Here is a 16550-nt window from a genome sequence, read left to right as displayed (position 1 = left end):
AGGCCCTGGGCCAGGCGCTGCGCGAGCGCGTGGTCATCGGCGAGGCGGTTCACGTGGTGGTCCAGCGCGTGCGAGGCCGCCGCCGCGAGCAGGCCCGCCTGGCGCAGGCCGCCGCCCACCATCTTGCGCCAGCGGCGCGCGCGGTCGATGAGTTCGCGCGACCCGCACAGCGCCGAGCCCATGGGCGCGCCCAGGCCCTTGCTGAAGCACACCGAGACGCTGTCGAAGCGGTCGGTGATGGCGCGCAGCGCGGCGACCACATCCCCGCCCGGCCCCGCGTCGGCCACGGCCGCGTTGAACACGCGCGCACCGTCGAGGTGGACGGCCAGCCCGTGGCGGCGCGCGAGCGCGGTCATCTCGTCCAGGTAGGCGGCCGGCATGACATGCCCGTTCCAGGTGTTTTCCAGGCACAGCAGGCGCGTGCGCGCGAAGTGCGGGTCGTCGGGCTTGATCGCGGCCTGCACGTCGGCGGGCTTCATCAGCCCCTGAGCATCCTGCGCCAGCGGTTGCGGCTGGATGCTGCCCAGCACCGCGGCACCACCGCCCTCGTAGCGGTAGGTGTGCGCGTTCTGGCCCACGATGTACTCGTCGCCGCGGCCACAGTGGGCCATCATTCCGCACAGGTTGCTCTGGGTGCCGCTGCTCATGAAGAGCGCGGCCTCCTTGCCGGTGAGCGCGGCGATCTTGTCCTGCAGCGCGTTCACCGACGGGTCGTCACCGAACACGTCGTCGCCCAAAGGCGCGGCCATCATGGCCTCGCGCATGGCCGGCGTCGGCTGGGTAACGGTGTCGCTGCGCAAGTCGACCCTGTTCATGCGGTCTGCTCCAGAAAGTTTTTGAGCATCGCGTGCCCGTGCTCGGTGAGGATGCTCTCGGGGTGGAACTGCACGCCCTCGATGGCCAGGGTCTTGTGCTTCACGCCCATGATCTCGCCGTCGTCCGTCCAGGCCGTGACCTCGAGATCGGCCGGGCAGTCCTCGCGGCGGATCGCGAGCGAGTGGTAGCGGTTGACAGTGAAGCGCTCGGGCAGACCCGCGAAGACGCCGCGCCGCGTGGTGGTGATCTCGCTGACCTTTCCATGCATCAACTCTTGCGCCCGCACGATCGTGCCGCCGAACGCCGCGCCGATGCTCTGGTGTCCCAGACACACACCCAGGATGGGCAGCTTGCCCGCGAAGTGCCGAATGGCCGGCACCGAGATGCCGGCCTCGGCCGGTGAGCAAGGTCCGGGCGAGATCACGAGCCGGTCCATGCCGCCCGCGTCCAGCCGCGCCTGCAGTTCGTTCAGCGTGACTTCATCGTTGCGCACCACGTCCACCACGGCACCCAGCTCGCCCAGGTACTGCACGATGTTGAAAGTGAAGGAATCGTAGTTGTCCACCATGAGGACTTTGATGCCGCTCATTCCAGGCCCTCCTCGACCAGCTCGGCCGCGCGCAGCAGCGCGCGCGCCTTGTGCTCCGTTTCCCTCCACTCCATCTCGGGGACCGAGTCCGCCACCACGCCGGCCGCGGCCTGCACGTAGAGCACCTGGTCCTTCACGATGGCGGTGCGGATCGCGATGGCCACGTCCATGTCGCCTGCGTAGCTGAGGTAGCCGCAAGCGCCGCCATAGATGCCACGCTTGACCGGCTCGAGCTGGTCGATGAGCTCCATGGCGTGCACCTTGGGCGCGCCCGTGAGCGTGCCGGCCGGAAAGGTGGCCTTGAGCACGTCCATGTTGGTCATGCCCTCGTTGAGGACGCCCTCGACGTTGCTCACGATGTGCATCACGTGGCTGTAGCGCTCCACCGCGAAGGCTTCGGTCACCTTCACGCTGCCGATCTTCGCGATGCGGCCGATGTCGTTGCGCGCCAGGTCGATCAGCATCACGTGCTCGGCGCGCTCCTTCGGGTCGTTGACCAGTTCCAGCTCGGTGGCCTTGTCCTTCTCGGGGGTGGCGCCGCGCGGGCGCGTGCCGGCCAAGGGGCGGATGGTGATCTTCTGGCCCTCGTCGGTGTGCTCCTGGCGCACCAGGATCTCGGGACTCGCGCCCACCACATGGAAATCCCCGAAGTGGTAGTAGTACATGTAGGGCGAGGGGTTGAGCGAGCGCAGCGCGCGGTACAGCGACAGCGGCGACTCGGTGTAGCGCTTCTGGATGCGCTGCCCCACCTGCACCTGCATGAAGTCGCCCGCGGCGATGAGCTCCTTGGCGCGCTCCACCGCCGCCAGGTAATCGGCCTTGGCGAAGCCGCGCTCGGCCGGGTGCGACTGGGTGGCTTTGACCTGCGGCGCGCTCACCGAGTACTTGAGCGCCTCCTTCAGTTCGCGCAGGCGCTTCTTGGCGTTGCTGAAGGCCTCGGGCTGGCCCGGGTCGGCGTAGACGATGAGGTAGAGCTTGCCCGAGAGGTTGTCGATGACCGCGAGCTCCTCGCACTGCAGCAGCAGGATGTCGGGGCAGCCCAGGGTGTCGGGCGGGCAGCCCGCCTCCAGTTTCTTCTCGACGTAGCGCACCGCGTCGTAGCCGAAATAGCCGGCCAGGCCGCCGCAGAAGCGCGGCAGGCCAGGGCGCAGCGCCACCTTGAAGCGCTGCTGGTAGGCGGCGATGAAATCCAGTGGGTTGCCGTGCGCGGTCTCGACCACCTCGCCATCGCGCACCACCTCGGTCTTGGCCTGGGCCCCGAAGCCGCTGGCGCGCAGCAGCGTGCGCGCGGGCAGGCCGATGAAGCTGTACCGCCCGAAGCGTTCGCCGCCCACCACCGATTCGAGCAGGAAGCTGTGGCGGCCATCGCCGCGGCCGTGGGCGAGCTTCAGGTAGAGGGAGAGCGGGGTCTCGAGGTCGGCGAAGGCCTCGAGCATCAGCGGGATGCGGTTGTAGCCCTGCTGGGCGAGGCTCTTGAATTCCAGTTCGGTGATCATGTTCGTTCCATCCGTCCGGGGCCAGGCGAAGCGGTGAATGCAGGCGGCCGGGGGTTCCATCGGTCCGGCAGGCAGCGCTGCCGGGAGGCGTTGCGGGTGGGAGTGGCGCTCAGGCGCCCAGCCGGTCCCCGCAAGGGGAGGGGTGCACGTTCAGGCTGGCTTGCGCCAGGGCCAGGCTCCCCCGCCAAAGTGGCGCGGCAGCGAGCCGTGGGTGAGCGTGCAGGGACGAAACATGGTGCGCGCACTATATCAAAGCGCCGCGACAAACCGCGGCGCGTGCGGCCGGTCACGCCGCCAAGCTTTCGTTCTAGAGCCTTACCCGCTGGACCGGTACCGCCGGCGCGGGGAAAATTCCCGAAATCGAACGATCGTTCACTTTTCTGGACCCACCATGTTTCAGACGCGTTTGCGCGCGCTGGCCGCGGCCGGCGCTTTTTTTGCCTGCGGCTCGGCCGGGGCCACCACCATCGACGTGGCCGGCGTGCCGCTGGAGGAGCGTGTCACCGTGGCCGGCAGCCCGCTGGTGCTCAATGGCGCGGGCGTGCGCTACAAGGCCGTGTTCCAGGTCTACACGGCGGGGCTGTACCTCACGGCCAAGGCCGACACCACCGAAGGCGTGCTGGGCAACAACGGCCCCAAGCGCATCACCATCACCATGCTGCGCGACATCGATGCGGCCGAACTCGGCAAGCTGTTCTCACGCGGCATGGAGGACAACATGGACCGCGCCGCCTTCTCCAAGCTCATCCCCGGCGTGCTGCGCATGAGCCAGATCTTCGCGGCCTACAAGAAGCTGAACAAGGGCGACACCTTCACCGTGGATTGGGTGCCCGGCACGGGGTCGGTGCTGACGGTGCGCGGCCAGGTCGAGGGCGAGCCCTTCAAGGAACCCGCGTTCTTCGACGCGCTCATGCGCATCTGGCTCGGCCCCAAGCCGGCCGACTGGCAGCTCAAGGACGCGCTGTTGGGCAAAGCCCGCAACGGCAACCGCCCATGACGGGCTGAGCGCCGGCCATCCCCCCAATCGGCATTGCCGCGCGACGGACGGCGGCATCCTGGGTACGGTATGGGGTTCCCCTCCGTCACCGAAGGTTCCGAGACCCATGCTCCGTCGACAAGTCCTCCAGGCCGCCGCCCTCGGCGCCGTCCCACTGCTGGCCCGTGCACAGGAAGCCGGCGACATCGTCGTGGCCCACATCGGCCCGTTCACCGTGCTGCCGGCACCGGACGCCAAGGAGTTGCACGAGGGCGCGCAGGCCGCCTTCGCCGACATCAACGGCAAGGGCGGCATCGCAGGCCGCAAGGTGGTGCTGCTGCGGCTGGACGACGCCTACACCTTCGATGGCTTCAAGGCGCGGCTGGCCGAAGCCATGCCGCGCAAGCCGCTGGCGCTGCTCTCGCCGCTGGGTTCGGCCACGCTCAAGCAGATGCTGGACACCAAGCTGCTCGACCAGACGGACGTGGTGGTCATCAACGCCGTGCCCGGCGCCGCCGTTCTGCGCGAGCCCGGTCACCCGCGGCTGTTCCATGTGCGCGCCGGCGACGACCAGCAGATCGCCAAGATCGTCTCTCATGCCCAGGCGCTCAGCATCAAGTCCATGGGCGTGCTGTACCAGAACATCCCGATGGGCTCCTCGGGCCTGGCCTCGGCCAAGGCGGCCGCGCAGGGCACCGGGCTGGAGATCATCGGGGCCGAATCGGGCACGGAGGTGGCCGATCTCGCGAAAGCGGCCCAGCAGATCGCCGCCCGCAACCCGCACTCGGCCATGGTCATCGGCGCGCCCAAGTTCATGGGCCAGGGCGTGGCCGCGCTGCGCGCCGCCGGTATGTCGCAGCAGCTTTTCGCGCTGTCGTACCTGCCCGCGCCGGCGCTCAAGGCGCTGGCCAGCAGTGGCGCGCGCGGGGTGGGCATCGCCCAGACCTTTCCCAATCCGAATGGCTCCAACTCGCCGCTGCAGCGCATCTTCAAGGCGGCCATGCAGCGCGCGCACCCCGACCTGAAGACCTACTCACCCTTCCACCTCGAGGGCTACATCACCGCGCAGATCTTTGCCGAGGCGGCGCGGCGCGCCAAGCCGCTGACGCCCGCCGGTCTGACCGAGGCCCTGCACCGCATGGGCGAGGTCGACTTCGGCGGCTTCCGTGTGGACTTCAGCAAGGGCAACGAAGGCAGCCAGTGGGTGGACATCGGCGTGGCCACCGCCGAGGGCCGCCTGCTCTACTGAAGGCAGCCCGGCAGTTCGTCGAGCCGATCGAGGTAGGCGTCGGCGTCCATGCCACGCACCGGCTCGCCGTGGTTGTAGCCGTAGGTCACCAGCGCCACCGGGCAGCCCGCCGCGCGCGCGGCCTGGGCGTCGTTGAGCGAGTCCCCCACCATCAGCGTGCATGCGGGCTCGCTGCCCAGTGCCTTGCAGGTCTCGGTCAGGGGCTGCGGATCGGGCTTGCTGCGCGCGAAGCTGTCGCCGCCGAACACCTGCGAGAAGTAGGGCGCCAGGCCCTTGGCCCGCAACAGCTCGCGCGCGAAGGCCAGTGGCTTGTTGGTGACGCAGGCCAGCGCCAAACCTCGGTCCCGCAAGGCCTGCAGGCCTTCCACCACGCCGGGGTAGACCTCGCTGTGCGCGCCATTGGTGGCGGCGTAATGCCGCTGGTAGCTGGCCCAGGCCTCGTCCAGCCGCGCCTGCGCGCCCGCCTCGTCCAGGCCGCCGTGCCGCAGCGCCGAGCGGATCAGGTGCATCGAGCCCTTGCCCACCATGCGCTCGATGTCGGCCCGTGCCACCACCGGGCGTCCCAGCTCGCGCAGCGTGGCGTTGAGCGCGACGTCGAAGTCGCCGAGGGTGTCGACCATCGTGCCATCCAGGTCCACGATGGCCGCACGGATGCCGAGCAGCGTCACGACAGCGCCACGCGCATCTGGTCGATCACGGCCTTGTAGTCGGGCTTGCCGAAGATCGCGCTGCCGGCCACGAAGGTGTCGGCGCCCGCGTCGGCCACGCGGCGGATGTTGTCGGGCTTGATGCCACCGTCCACCTCCAGGCGGATGTCGCGGCCGCTGGCCTCGATGCGTCGGCGCGCGTCCTCGATCTTGCGCAGCGCCGAGTCGATGAAGCCCTGGCCGCCGAAGCCGGGGTTGACGCTCATGATGAGGATGAGGTCGATGTCGTCGATCAGCCAGTCCAGCACGTCCAGCGAGGCCGCCGGGTTGAAGGTGAGGCCGGCCTTCACGCCGCGCGCCTTGATGGCCTGCACGCTGCGGTGGGTGTGGGTGCTGGCGTCGGGGTGGAAACTGATCAGGTCGGCGCCCGCCTCGGCGAAGGCCTGGGCCAACGCGTCCACCGGTTGCACCATCAGGTGCACGTCGATGGGCACCGGCGTGCCGTCGGGCGTCTTCGCGTGCGGCTTGAGCGCCTGGCACACCATCGGCCCGAAGGTGAGGTTGGGCACGTAGTGGTTGTCCATCACGTCGAAGTGGATCCAGTCGGCGCCGGCGGCCACCACCTGGCGCACCTCCTCGCCCAGGCGGGCGAAATCGGCGGAGAGGATGGACGGAGCGATGCGGTACGTGGTCATGGCGGGCGTGGGGCGACGGAATCGAGACCGTGCATTGTGTCAGCCCGCGGGTAACATGCCGCCCATGCCCAAGTACCTCTTCACCTGCGAGGCCGAACCTCAGTACCTGAGCGAGCAATCCGCGCCCGAGGAAGAGCTCTACGCCTTCGCGTACACCATCACCATCACCAACCACGGCGAGGCCACCGCGCAGCTCATCGCGCGGCACTGGATCATCGAGGACGCGCACGGCCACACCGAGGAAGTGAAGGGCCTGGGCGTGGTGGGCCACCAGCCGCTGCTGCGCCCGGGCGAGTCCTTCCAGTACACCAGTGGCACCCGCCTGCGCACGCCCACCGGCGCCATGCGCGGCAGTTTCTTCTGCGTGGCCGAGGATGGCGAGCGCTTCGAGGCTGCCGTGCCCGAGTTCGCCCTGCGCGCGGGTGGCGGCGCCAGCGAGACCCCGTCCTCGCGCGTGCTGCACTGACCCCCACCCTCCAGGGCCGGCATGGACCTGCAAGAGCTGCTCGATTCGATGGCGCCCGAGGCGCCGCTGGCGCGGCGCCACCTGTGGCTCGCCGACGCCCTGGCCTGGGTGCGCGGCGACGCGCTCGACGTGTCCGCCGCGATCTCTCGCGTGCGCCTATTCGTCGGCGCGCTGGAAAGCGACCCCGCCCTGCGCGAGCGCTGGCACGCCTGGCTGCGCGCCTTCGTGGCGGGCGTGGACATCACGCCGCTGCTGGCCGACTTCGGCTTCGCGCCGCGCACCGCCTTCCTGAGCGAGCTGAGCCACCGCCTGCGCCGCAAGCTGCTGCCCGGCACGCCCGAGACGCGCGACCTGGCCGAGCTCTTCTCGCTGCTGCTGCCTTCGCCCTTCGACGTGCGCTGGATCAAGGCGCTGGACACCGCCACGCTCGAGCGCCTGGCCACGCTCACCCCCGAGCGCGGCACGCAGGTGTGGAACGAATCGCTGATGGACGCGCTGACCTTCTGCACCAGCCAGGTCAGCGCCACCGGCTTCGCCTCCGAGATCCGCATCCGCATGTCGGCCGAGGCGCAGGCCGAGCGCCCGTTCCACGAGCTGCCCAGCGTGTTCGAGGCGCTGCGGCGCGAGGTGCGCGTGCACGGCCCGCGCAGCGCCGAGGCCGATCAGGCCGCCGAGCGCCTGCGCGAGCAGCTCGACGCTTGCCGGCACGCCGCGTACACCGTCTACCACCACCTCGAGGAACACGGCGTGTCGGTGGGCATCGTGTTCCGCCTGCGCCAGTTGCGCGAGCGCATCGTGCGCATCAAGCAACTGCTGGACTGCCTGCTGGCCGACCAGCCGGGCCGCGCCAACGCCGCCCTGCTGGCCGACCTGGTGCAGGTCGGCATCGAGAACCGCAGCGTGCGCGCGCTCATCGCCAGCAGCTCGCACCTCACGGCCGCCAAGGTGGCCGAGCGCAGCGCCGAAAGCGGCGAGCACTACATCACCCGCAACGCGGCCGAGTACAAGGAAATGCTCGGCAAGGCCGCCGGCGGCGGCTTCGTGCTGGGCTTCACCACCTGGATCAAGTTCGCGCTCTACGGTGTCGGGCTGTCGGCCTTCTGGGGCGGCTTCGCGGCCGGCTTCAACTACGCGGCCTGCTTCGTGCTCATCATGCTGCTGCAGTGGACGGTGGCGACCAAACAACCCGCCGTGACGGCGCCGGCGATGGTGGCCAAGCTGCGCGACATCAAGGCCACGGGCGCGGTGCGCCGCTTCGTCGACGAGGTGGCGAACCTGTTCCGCTCGCAGATCGCGGCCATCCTGGGCAACGTGGGCATGGTGGTGCCCACGGTGCTGCTGATCAGCGCACCGCTGCTGCTCATCACGGGCGAGGCCATGATCGGCCCCGAGCAGGCGCAGCACGTCCTGCACAGCCTGCACCTGCTGGGCCCCACCGCCGTCTTCGCCGCCTTCACGGGCGTGCTGCTGTTCGCCAGCAGCATCATCGCGGGCTGGGTCGAGAACTGGTTCGTCTTCCACAAGCTCGACTCGGCCATCACCCACAACCCGCGCTTCACGCGCGTGCTGGGCCGCGCGCGCGCCGCGCGCTGGGCCACGTTCGCGCGCGCCAACGTCTCGGGCCTGGCGGCCAACATATCGCTGGGCTTCCTGCTGGGCCTGGTGCCGGTGTTCGCGCAGTTCTTCGGGCTGGGCCTGGACGTCCGCCACGTCACCCTCTCCGCCGGCCAGCTCACGGCCGCGGGCTTCGCGCTCGGGCTGGAGGTGCTGCGCGAACCCGCCTTCTGGTGGGCCGTCGCCGGCGTACTCGTGGTGGGCCCGCTCAACCTCACGGTGAGCTTCTACCTGGCCTTTCGTCTGGCATTGCGGGCGCAGGCCATCAGCACCGGCAACCGCCAGCTCATCCGCGTGGCCATGCGCCGGCGCCTGCGCGCGGCGCCGCTGAGCTTCCTGCTGCCACCGCGTGCGCGTCCCGACAGCGGCGAGGACGGCGACGCCACCGCGCCCTCCGCGCATGGGTGAGTTCGAGTTGATCGCCCGCCACTTCACGCGCGCCGCGCCCCCCGGCGGCGCCGTGGTGCTGGGTGTGGGCGACGACTGCGCCCTGTTGCAACCCACGCCGGGCCACCAGCTCGCCGTCAGCAGCGACATGCTGGTGGAAGGCCGCCACTTCTTCGCCGGCGCCGAGCCCGAGGCCCTGGGCCACAAGGCGCTCGCCGTCAACCTGTCCGACCTGGCCGCCATGGGCGCGCGCCCGCTGGGCTTCACGCTGGCGCTGGCCCTGCCCGCGGCCGACGAGGCTTGGCTCGCGCCCTTTGCGCGCGGCCTGTTCGCGCTGGCCGATGCGCACGCCTGCCCCCTGGTGGGCGGCGACACCACGCGCGGGCCGCTCACCATCAGCATCACGGTCTTTGGCGAATTGCTGCCCGGTCACGCCTTGCGCCGCGACGCCGCGCGCGCAGGCGACGAGCTGTGGATCAGCGGGCGCACCGGCGAGGCGCGACTGGCCCTGGCGCTGCGGCGCCGCGAGCCCTGGGCACGCGGTGAGCTGGCGACGGTGCAAGACCGCATGGACCGCCCCACGCCCCGCCTGGCGCTGGGTCAGGCCCTGGCCGCCACCGCAGGCGTGCACGCCGCGCTGGACGTGAGCGACGGCCTGCTGGGCGACCTGGGTCACATCCTGAAGGCCAGCGGCGTGGGCGCCGAGATCGGGATGAACGCCTTGCCGGTGGCGCCCGCCTTGAGCGCGCTGGACGAAGGGCCGCGCCTGGACTGTCTGCTCGCGGGTGGTGACGACTACGAACTGCTGTTCACCGCTGACGCCTCGGCGCGCAAGGCCGTTCTCTCAGCCGGCCGGCGCGCCGGCACGGCGGTCGCGCGCATCGGGCGACTGACGCGCACGCCCGGCATTCGCCTGCTCGACGCGGCTGGGCGCGAGAGCCCCCTGGCCGCACGTGGCTTCGACCACTTCGCCAACTGAGCGCCGACGCGGTGATGCGGGAACAGCGACACCTATGATTCCGACCATGACCGCCGCGTCCCCCACCCGCCCCACCTGGCGCTTCCTCGTCGCCCACCCCGCCCACTTCATCGCGCTCGGCGCGGGCGCGGGCCTGTCGCGGCTGGCGCCGGGCACCTCGGGCACGCTGTGGGCCTGGGTGGCCTGGCTGCTGTTGGAGCCCGTGCTGCCTCACAGCGCCTGGGGCCTGCTCATCGCCGCCGCCACGCTGCTGGGGTGGTGGGCCTGCACCCTCACCGCGCAGCACATGGGCGTGGCCGACTCGGGCCACATCGTGTGGGACGAAGTGGTCGCCTTCTGGCTGGTGCTCTGGCTGATCGCGCCCGCCGGCTTCCTGGCGCAGTTCGTGGCCTTCGCGCTGTTCCGCTTCTTCGACGCCGTGAAGCTGGGCCCCATGGCCTGGGCCGACCGGACTTTCAAGGGCTTCGGCCCGCGCGGCGGCTTCGGCATCCTGCTCGACGACTTCGCTGCCGCGCTGTGCACGCTGCTGGTCTTCGCGCTCTGGCGCTTCTGAACATGGACGCCGATCTGCTCGCGCTCGTCAATGAACTGGCCACCCACCTGCGCGAGCGCGGCTGGACAATGGCCAGCGCCGAAAGCTGCACCGGCGGCCTGATCGCCGCCGCCTGCACCGAACTCAGCGGCTCGAGCGACTGGTTCGAGCGTGGCTTCGTGACCTACTCCAACGCCGCCAAGACCGACTCGCTGGGCGTGCCCGCCGCGCTCATCGCGGAACACGGCGCCGTGAGCGAGCCCGTGGCGCGCGCCATGGCCGCGGGCGCGGTGGCGCACTCGGCCGCGCGCTGCGCGCTGTCGGTCACCGGCGTGGCCGGCCCCACGGGCGGCAGCGCCGACAAACCCGTGGGCACCGTGTGGTTCGGCTGGAGCACGCCGGCCGGCGTGGCCACCGAACACCGCCGCTTCGACGGCGACCGCGCCGCCATCCGCGCCCAGGCCGTGCGGCATGCGCTGGCCGGCCTGCTGCAGCGGCTGGGCTGAGCGGCACCGACAACACCCCGACGCAACGCCCCCGCCGACAACACGCATGGCCGACGCCTTCAAGCTGCTCATCAACCCCGAGACCGTGGCGAACACCGCGCGCCACCTGCGACGCGCCTGGCGTGGCTTCGACGCCGAGCGCTTCTCGGCCATCGCACTCGACGGCCAGGACAGCCTGGAGTTCAAGGCCCGTGCACACCGCCTGGCCGATGCACTGCAGGCCACGCTGCCCGCCGACTTCGACCGCGCCTGCGGCGTGCTGGAAACCGCGCTCGCGCCACCGCTCGTGCTGGACGCGGACGGCGAGCCCGTGGGCCTGCAGGGCGCGTCGCCGCAGGGCGTGGGCGGCTGGGCGCTGTGGGGCGCGGGCGAGTGGGTGGCGCGCGCCGGCCTGGGCGAACCCGAACGCGCCCTGCTCTGCCTGCGCGAGATCACGCAGCGCTTCACCGCGGAGTTCGCCATCCGCCCCTTCATCGCGCAGCGGCCCGAGGCGGTGTTCCCCTTGCTCGAGCGCTGGACGGGCGATGGCAGCGCCCACGTGCGCCGACTGGTGAGCGAGGGCAGCCGCCCGCGCCTGCCTTGGGGCCTGCGCCTGCAGGCCCTGGTGGCCGACCCTGCGCCCACCCTGCCCCTGCTGCGCGCGCTGCAGAACGACGGCAGCGCCTACGTGCGCCGCAGCGTGGCCAACCACCTCAACGACATCGCCAAGGACCACCCCGAGCTGGTGGCCGGCTGGGTGCGCGAGCACCGCGCGGGCGCCAGCGCGGCGCGCGAGGCCTTGCTGCGCCACGCCAGCCGAGGCCTCATCAAGGCCGGCCACGCGCCCACGCTGGCGGCCTGGGGTCTGGCCCACGGGCTCGACGGCGAGGCCGCGCTGAACGTCACACCCGCGAAGGTGGCGGTGGGCGGCAGCGTGCGGCTCGACGCCACCCTGCGTTCCCGCGCGCGCACCGCGCAGACGCTGGTGGTCGACTACGCCGTGCACCACGTGAAGGCCAATGGCGCGGCCTCGCCCAAGGTATTCAAGGGCTGGAAACTCGACCTCGCCCCGGGCGAGACCCGCGCGCTGGGCAAGGCGCATTCGCTGCGCGAGGTGACCACGCGGCGCCTGTACCCGGGCCGCCACCGGGTGGAGTTGCTGGTCAACGGCGTGGCGGTGGCCGACGCCGCGTTCGATCTGTCGGCCTGACTCAGGCCTTGAGGATGAGCGCCTGCAAACCGCGCCGCGGGGCGGGTTGCACCGCTGGCGCGTAGCCCAGGCGCGCCCACATCTGCACCGTGAAGCGCGGCGCGCCGGCCTGCAGGCGCTCGTGGATCTCGCGGTACAGCGCGTCCATCTCCGGGTACTCCTGCAAGGCCTGCGAGATGGGCTGCATCGACAAGCCCTGTTCCGTGGCCGCGAGCTGTGCCCGCACCCAGGCGCGCCCGGCGTTCACCTGCGTCACCCGGTCATTGCCCTCGGTGATCAGCCAATAGAAGGCCGGCGTGGTGTCGATCGTCGCGTTGAAGTCGTCGATCTGACCCTGAGTGGCGCGATCGCCGGGCGCGGGCGCGACGCTGCGGTCGAACAGCCCGAGCGCAGTGGCCAGGCGCACCAGTGGCTCGTTGACCGACAGGCCGTCGCGGTGCTCGGCGATCTCGCGGGGGCCCACGCGCAGCACCTTGAACGATTCGAGCACGGTGCGTGGCGTGGTGAGTTCGATGCGCCAGGCCGCCTTGGCGATGCGCCGCTGGTGCGCCATCGCTTCGGTGTCGCCGGCCGTGACGAAGCCCGTGCGGAACGGATAGGCCGCGGTGCTGCGAGCGATCGCCTCCCGCGCCGCGGCCTCGGGCACGCGGGGTTCGTAGGCCTCGCGGTTGGTGCGGCGATGCAGCACCTGGGCGAACAGGGGGTCGGGCCGAACGCTGGCGTCGGGCACCAGACGGATGCGCGCGGTCGGCCGCGCGTCGACCGCGTCAGGGCCGAACTCGCCCTCGGGAAACAGGGCGATCTCGGCGCGATGGCCCTTCTGCCGCGCGGCCTGCTCGAGCAACTCGATGAACGTGCCCTGGCTCATCATCATCTGGCGCGAGAACGGGTCGGTCTCGGGCAGCAGGCGCGTGCGGTCGATGAACAGCGTGATCTCGCCCGGCGCGGACAGGTCCACCAGCCAGCTTTGCAGGTTGTGCGAATGCGGCGCCAGCAGCGCGTACGACAAGGCCCAGCGGCGCGGATCGGCTTCGTCGCCCGGGCCGCGCCAGGCTGCAATGGCTTCATCGGGCAGCGCATTGCTACAGCCCGGCAGACTCGCGACGGCGGCGGCGATGGTGCCACCACCCGCGAGGCGAAGAAGGGAACGGCGCTGCATGACAGGCTCCTGGTGGCAGTGGATGGCGGCATTGTCGAAAGCCAGGCCCTCAACCACCATTGACGGACATCAAACACCAGCCATGCAGAAAAAAATGGCCAAGACTTCCACGGGTCCTGGATCCGCTCGTTCCTGGCCGCGCTCCACCAGCGTAGCCTCATGGGCGCCGCGCGCTTGAATGCCCAGGCGTCATCCCTCACTCCTATACTGGCCGCTCACCAACGACTTCAGGAGATCGCCATGGGGTTCTTCACGACCATCCTCGACAAGCTGGGCCTGTCCACCGCCAACGCCGCCACGCCGCCCGCCGCGGCCCCAGCGCCAGCGCCTGTGGCTGCGCCAAGCCCGGCACCGGCCGCCGCCGCGCCCGCGCCGGCCGTGGTCAATCCCATCGCCATGGTGGACGTGGTCGCGCAACTGGACAAGCGCGCCGCCGCCAACCCGCAGAAGCTCAACTGGAAAACCTCCATCGTCGACCTGCTCAAGCTGCTCGACATGGACAGCAGCCTGCAGGCGCGCAAGGAACTGGCCAAGGAGCTCTACTGCCCCGACGAGTACATGAACGACTCGGCCAAGATGAACGTGTGGCTGCACAAGAACGTACTCGGCCACATCGCGGCCAATGGCGGCAACGTGCCGAAGGAACTGCTCGACTGAGCATGATCCGCGTCCACCACCTCAACCACTCGCGCTCGCAGCGCGTGCTCTGGCTCCTGGAAGAACTGGGCCTGCCCTACGAGATCGTGCGCTACGAGCGCGACCGCAAGACCATGCTCGCGCCGCCGGAACTCAGGCGCGTGCACCCGCTGGGCAAATCGCCCGTGGTCACCGACGGCACGCTCGTGCTGGCCGAATCCGGTGCCATCCTGGAAACCCTGGTGGAGCGCCACGGGCCGCAGTTGCGGCCCGACCCGGCGTCGCCCGAGTTCCTGCGCTACCGCTACTGGATGCACTACGCCGAAGGCTCGCTGATGCCGCCGCTGCTGCTCAAGCTGGTGTTCGATCAGGTCGAGAAGGCGCCGCTGATCGTGCGGCCCGTGGCCAAGGCGATCTCGGCCAAGGTCAAGCGCCGCTTCATCACCCCGAACCTGCGGCAGCACCTGGATTTCCTGGAGGCCGAGTTGGCCAGCGGCCCCTGGTTCGCCGGCCAGGCCTTCAGCGCGGCCGACGTGCAGATGAGCTTTCCGGTGGAGGCCGCTGTCGCGCGCGGCGGGCTCGACGCCTCGCGCCCGCGGCTCATGGACTGGCTGCGCCGCATCCACGAACGCCCGGCCTACCAGCGCGCGATCGACAAGGGCGGGCCGTTCGAGATCCTGGGTTGAGACCACGCGGTATCGCGCGGCTCAATGCTTGTGTCAGACGCCTCTCAGACGCCCCTCAGGCGCCGTGACACTTCTTGAACTTCTTGCCGCTGCCGCACCAGCAGGGGTCGTTGCGTCCGGGCGTGGCGGCCTGACGCAGCGGCTCGGCGCGCGGGCCCAGCGCCGTCCAGATGCGGTACAGCTCGTACACCGCCCAGACCGCGCCGTAGAACTGGTCGAGCCGCGCATCGCTCACGCTGGGCGCGGCCTCTTCGTCGTGCAGGTTCTGCGTCGGCACGCCGCGGTCGTCCTCCGTGAGCGCGCCGATGGTCTCCAGCGCCTCCTGGATCCAACGCGCGGTCTCCTTGTCGCGCGGCAGCACCCAATCCTCGGCCCAGTGCTCGACCACGTCGAAAAAGCCTTCGGCCCAGGCCTGCGCGTACGAGGGCAGCGGCTCGTCGCCTGGGGGGCGCTCGGCCTCGGGCATGGCGGCCACGGCACCGCGCAGGTCAATCACCTCGGGGTGGTAGGCGCGTTCGTCGTCGAGCGTCCCCACCTCCGTGCCCAGTGCCTGGCGCACCTCGGCCTCGCGGCGCGACCACAGCGCCATGAAACGCTCGTAGCGGGCGGTGTTCGGGAAATGCACCCCGTCCGGGTGGGGCACCGTGGGCAGCGGGCCGGTGCCCAGCAGCACGGGCAACCACTCGGCCGGCGGCACGGGCCGGCGCGTGCACACCAGCGCCGTCAGTGCACCGTCGAGGTACTCCCACGGAGGCACGTCCCCGCCCAGGGCGGCGAGCTCGTCCAGGATGGCGTCGAGCTCGTCAAAGTCACTGGCCTGCAGGGCGGAATCGCTGTCGGTGGTCATCGGTGGGCGGCGGTCGGGCGGAAAAGGCCCGACAGTGTAGTGCCGCCCGCCTCGCGGACCGGCGCCGACAGCAGGCGCTTCAGTGGCGCGTGTGGCCCGAAGGCTCGGCCGAGCCCATGGCCAGCGAGGCCAGTGCACTCGGGGTCTGGGGCCGCTCGACCGGGGACTGGTGCGTGGCCGGCGCCGGCGCTTCGTACACGCTGCGCCAGGCGTTCTGCAGGCTCTGCCACACGCCGGGCTTCACGGTCATGGCATCGGGCTCGTCCATCAGGATGGGAAACATGGCGATCTCCTTCACGGCAGGCCCTGGGTAACCGGCTGCGCGTCGCCTGCCCGGCGCGCGCGGTGGTGTCTGGATTCAAGCCATTGTTCGCTTGTTCAAAACACGCCCCAATAATGCGCAGGCAGGATTTTTTGCCCCCCGACCAGACGACGAACGCCCATGCTTGACCGACTCAACGCCATCTACCCCGTGCGCTACACCGCGCTCGGCCTGTGCGCCTTCATCGCGCTGCTGAGCCTGTTCAGCCTGGTGGCGTTCGGCCTCGGCGGCTTCTGGTTCCTGCTGTTCGGCGCACTCACGCTGCTGGGCCTGTGGGACCTGCGACAGACGCGCAGCTCGGTGCTGCGCAATTACCCGGTGATCGGTCACCTGCGCTTCATGCTGGAGTACATCCGGCCGGAGATGCGCCAGTACTTCATCGAAAGCGACACCGAGGCGCAACCCTTCTCGCGCGCGCAGCGCAGCCTGGTCTATGCACGCGCCAAGGGCGAGACGGACAAGCGCCCCTTCGGCAGCCAGATCGACATGCTGAGCAATGGCCACGAGTGGATCAACCACTCGATCGCGCCGACCAGCCTGCCCTCGCACGACTTCCGCGTGCGCATCGGCGGGCCCGACTGCGCCCAGCCCTACGAGGCCAGCGTGTTCAACATCTCCGCCATGAGCTTCGGCGCGCTGTCGGCCAACGCCATCCAGGCGCTCAATGCGGGCGCGCAGCGCGGCGGTTTCGCGCACGACACGGGCGAGGGCTCGATCTCCGCCTGGCACCGCCTGCACGGCGGCGACCTCATCTGGGAG

Annotated in this window: 19 protein-coding genes; 11 read left to right on the top strand and 8 right to left on the bottom strand. The window is 70.5% G+C overall.

Features of this window, described 5'->3' with window-relative positions; translation table 11 throughout:
* The 3 genes from ltaE to trpE form a co-directional block, all read right to left on the bottom strand.
* Positions 1–815 (bottom strand): low-specificity L-threonine aldolase (gene ltaE / locus VLG41_RS03735; RefSeq protein ID WP_325348052.1); only part of this gene is annotated, 815 nt, incomplete at its 3' end.
* Positions 812–1396: an aminodeoxychorismate/anthranilate synthase component II gene (locus VLG41_RS03730; RefSeq protein ID WP_325348053.1), complete on the bottom strand. Its 585-nt coding sequence runs from the start codon at positions 1394–1396 to the stop codon at positions 812–814. The genes ltaE and VLG41_RS03730, both read right to left, overlap by 4 nt.
* Before the next feature lie 5 nt (positions 1397–1401).
* Positions 1402–2901 carry an anthranilate synthase component I gene (gene trpE / locus VLG41_RS03725; protein ID WP_325348051.1) on the bottom strand — a complete coding sequence of 500 codons (1500 nt, stop codon included), beginning with the start codon at positions 2899–2901 and terminating at the stop codon, positions 1402–1404.
* 391 nt (positions 2902–3292) lie between these two features.
* On the opposite strand from trpE, the gene VLG41_RS03720 reads away from it, so the two are divergent.
* Both VLG41_RS03720 and VLG41_RS03715 read left to right on the top strand, forming a co-directional pair.
* Positions 3293–3898 carry a chalcone isomerase family protein gene (locus VLG41_RS03720; protein ID WP_325348050.1) on the top strand — a complete coding sequence of 202 codons (606 nt, stop codon included), beginning with the start codon at positions 3293–3295 and terminating at the stop codon, positions 3896–3898.
* 106 nt (positions 3899–4004) lie between these two features.
* Entirely contained in the window at positions 4005–5126 is a 1122-nt protein-coding gene (locus tag VLG41_RS03715; protein ID WP_325348049.1) for an ABC transporter substrate-binding protein, read from the top strand.
* Here the strand turns inward: VLG41_RS03715 and gph are convergent.
* Positions 5120–5794 (bottom strand): phosphoglycolate phosphatase, encoded by a 675-nt coding sequence (gene gph, locus VLG41_RS03710; protein ID WP_325348048.1) that lies wholly within the window; start codon positions 5792–5794, stop codon positions 5120–5122. The genes VLG41_RS03715 and gph overlap by 7 nt on opposite strands.
* Positions 5791–6468: a ribulose-phosphate 3-epimerase gene (gene rpe, locus VLG41_RS03705; RefSeq protein WP_325348047.1), complete on the bottom strand. Its 678-nt coding sequence runs from the start codon at positions 6466–6468 to the stop codon at positions 5791–5793. Before rpe ends, gph begins: the two co-directional genes overlap by 4 nt.
* Positions 6469–6532: 64 nt before the next feature.
* Here rpe and apaG point away from each other — a divergent pair, with 64 nt between their 5' ends.
* The 6 genes from apaG to VLG41_RS03675 are packed head-to-tail and all read left to right on the top strand — an operon-like array spanning position 6533 to position 12141.
* A complete protein-coding gene (apaG, locus tag VLG41_RS03700; protein WP_325348046.1) occupies positions 6533–6934 on the top strand; it encodes a Co2+/Mg2+ efflux protein ApaG in 402 nt (133 codons plus the stop codon).
* A 21-nt stretch (positions 6935–6955) separates the two neighbouring features.
* Positions 6956–8956 (top strand): site-specific recombinase, encoded by a 2001-nt coding sequence (locus VLG41_RS03695; protein WP_325348045.1) that lies wholly within the window; start codon positions 6956–6958, stop codon positions 8954–8956.
* Positions 8949–9914 (top strand): thiamine-phosphate kinase, encoded by a 966-nt coding sequence (gene thiL, locus VLG41_RS03690; protein ID WP_325348044.1) that lies wholly within the window; start codon positions 8949–8951, stop codon positions 9912–9914. Before VLG41_RS03695 ends, thiL begins: the two co-directional genes overlap by 8 nt.
* 46 nt (positions 9915–9960) lie before the next feature.
* Positions 9961–10467 (top strand): phosphatidylglycerophosphatase A, encoded by a 507-nt coding sequence (locus VLG41_RS03685; protein WP_325348043.1) that lies wholly within the window; start codon positions 9961–9963, stop codon positions 10465–10467.
* 2 nt (positions 10468–10469) lie between these two features.
* Positions 10470–10952 carry a CinA family protein gene (locus VLG41_RS03680; RefSeq protein ID WP_325348042.1) on the top strand — a complete coding sequence of 161 codons (483 nt, stop codon included), beginning with the start codon at positions 10470–10472 and terminating at the stop codon, positions 10950–10952.
* Between the two features lie 46 nt (positions 10953–10998).
* Positions 10999–12141: a DNA alkylation repair protein gene (locus VLG41_RS03675; protein ID WP_325348041.1), complete on the top strand. Its 1143-nt coding sequence runs from the start codon at positions 10999–11001 to the stop codon at positions 12139–12141.
* 1 nt (position 12142) lies between these two features.
* On the opposite strand, the gene VLG41_RS03670 is transcribed toward VLG41_RS03675, so the two are convergent.
* On the bottom strand, positions 12143–13300 hold the full coding sequence (locus tag VLG41_RS03670) for an Acg family FMN-binding oxidoreductase (protein WP_325348040.1): 1158 nt from the start codon (positions 13298–13300) through the stop codon (positions 12143–12145).
* Positions 13301–13540: 240 nt separating this feature from the next.
* On the opposite strand from VLG41_RS03670, the gene VLG41_RS03665 reads away from it, so the two are divergent.
* Together VLG41_RS03665 and VLG41_RS03660 are read left to right on the top strand one after the other, a co-directional pair.
* Positions 13541–13957: a DUF3597 domain-containing protein gene (locus VLG41_RS03665; RefSeq protein ID WP_325348039.1), complete on the top strand. Its 417-nt coding sequence runs from the start codon at positions 13541–13543 to the stop codon at positions 13955–13957.
* A 2-nt stretch (positions 13958–13959) separates the two neighbouring features.
* On the top strand, positions 13960–14622 hold the full coding sequence (locus VLG41_RS03660; RefSeq protein ID WP_325348038.1) for a glutathione S-transferase: 663 nt from the start codon (positions 13960–13962) through the stop codon (positions 14620–14622).
* Positions 14623–14677: 55 nt separating this feature from the next.
* On the opposite strand, the gene VLG41_RS03655 is transcribed toward VLG41_RS03660, so the two are convergent.
* Both VLG41_RS03655 and VLG41_RS03650 read right to left on the bottom strand, forming a co-directional pair.
* Positions 14678–15469, bottom strand: coding sequence for a YecA family protein (locus tag VLG41_RS03655; protein WP_325348037.1), 792 nt, complete (start codon positions 15467–15469; stop codon positions 14678–14680).
* A 79-nt stretch (positions 15470–15548) separates the two neighbouring features.
* A complete protein-coding gene (locus tag VLG41_RS03650) occupies positions 15549–15752 on the bottom strand; it encodes a hypothetical protein (protein ID WP_325348036.1) in 204 nt (67 codons plus the stop codon).
* A 159-nt stretch (positions 15753–15911) separates the two neighbouring features.
* On the opposite strand from VLG41_RS03650, the gene VLG41_RS03645 reads away from it, so the two are divergent.
* A partial coding sequence (locus VLG41_RS03645) for a glutamate synthase-related protein (RefSeq protein ID WP_325348035.1) occupies positions 15912–16550 on the top strand: 639 nt, incomplete at its 3' end.

This window comes from Hydrogenophaga sp., assembly GCF_035481345.1.
GTDB lineage: Bacteria > Pseudomonadota > Gammaproteobacteria > Burkholderiales > Burkholderiaceae_C > Hydrogenophaga.
Note: the sequence above shows the minus strand (reverse complement) of the source record. Positions and strands in the feature narration are given on the sequence as shown.

What these genes read in the sequence shown, in the direction of transcription:
- rpe (WP_325348047.1), bottom strand. Translation starts at nt 6,468, where the DNA reads ATGACCACGTACCGCATCGCTCCGTCCATCCTCTCCGCCGATTTCGCC.
- VLG41_RS03715 (WP_325348049.1), top strand. Translation starts at nt 4,005, where the DNA reads ATGCTCCGTCGACAAGTCCTCCAGGCCGCCGCCCTCGGCGCCGTCCCA.
- apaG (WP_325348046.1), top strand. Translation starts at nt 6,533, where the DNA reads ATGCCCAAGTACCTCTTCACCTGCGAGGCCGAACCTCAGTACCTGAGC.
- VLG41_RS03680 (WP_325348042.1), top strand. Translation starts at nt 10,470, where the DNA reads ATGGACGCCGATCTGCTCGCGCTCGTCAATGAACTGGCCACCCACCTG.
- VLG41_RS03695 (WP_325348045.1), top strand. Translation starts at nt 6,956, where the DNA reads ATGGACCTGCAAGAGCTGCTCGATTCGATGGCGCCCGAGGCGCCGCTG.
- VLG41_RS03685 (WP_325348043.1), top strand. Translation starts at nt 9,961, where the DNA reads ATGACCGCCGCGTCCCCCACCCGCCCCACCTGGCGCTTCCTCGTCGCC.
- VLG41_RS03665 (WP_325348039.1), top strand. Translation starts at nt 13,541, where the DNA reads ATGGGGTTCTTCACGACCATCCTCGACAAGCTGGGCCTGTCCACCGCC.
- trpE (WP_325348051.1), bottom strand. Translation starts at nt 2,901, where the DNA reads ATGATCACCGAACTGGAATTCAAGAGCCTCGCCCAGCAGGGCTACAAC.
- VLG41_RS03660 (WP_325348038.1), top strand. Translation starts at nt 13,960, where the DNA reads ATGATCCGCGTCCACCACCTCAACCACTCGCGCTCGCAGCGCGTGCTC.
- VLG41_RS03670 (WP_325348040.1), bottom strand. Translation starts at nt 13,300, where the DNA reads ATGCAGCGCCGTTCCCTTCTTCGCCTCGCGGGTGGTGGCACCATCGCC.
- VLG41_RS03655 (WP_325348037.1), bottom strand. Translation starts at nt 15,469, where the DNA reads ATGACCACCGACAGCGATTCCGCCCTGCAGGCCAGTGACTTTGACGAG.
- VLG41_RS03650 (WP_325348036.1), bottom strand. Translation starts at nt 15,752, where the DNA reads ATGTTTCCCATCCTGATGGACGAGCCCGATGCCATGACCGTGAAGCCC.
- VLG41_RS03675 (WP_325348041.1), top strand. Translation starts at nt 10,999, where the DNA reads ATGGCCGACGCCTTCAAGCTGCTCATCAACCCCGAGACCGTGGCGAAC.
- thiL (WP_325348044.1), top strand. Translation starts at nt 8,949, where the DNA reads ATGGGTGAGTTCGAGTTGATCGCCCGCCACTTCACGCGCGCCGCGCCC.
- VLG41_RS03720 (WP_325348050.1), top strand. Translation starts at nt 3,293, where the DNA reads ATGTTTCAGACGCGTTTGCGCGCGCTGGCCGCGGCCGGCGCTTTTTTT.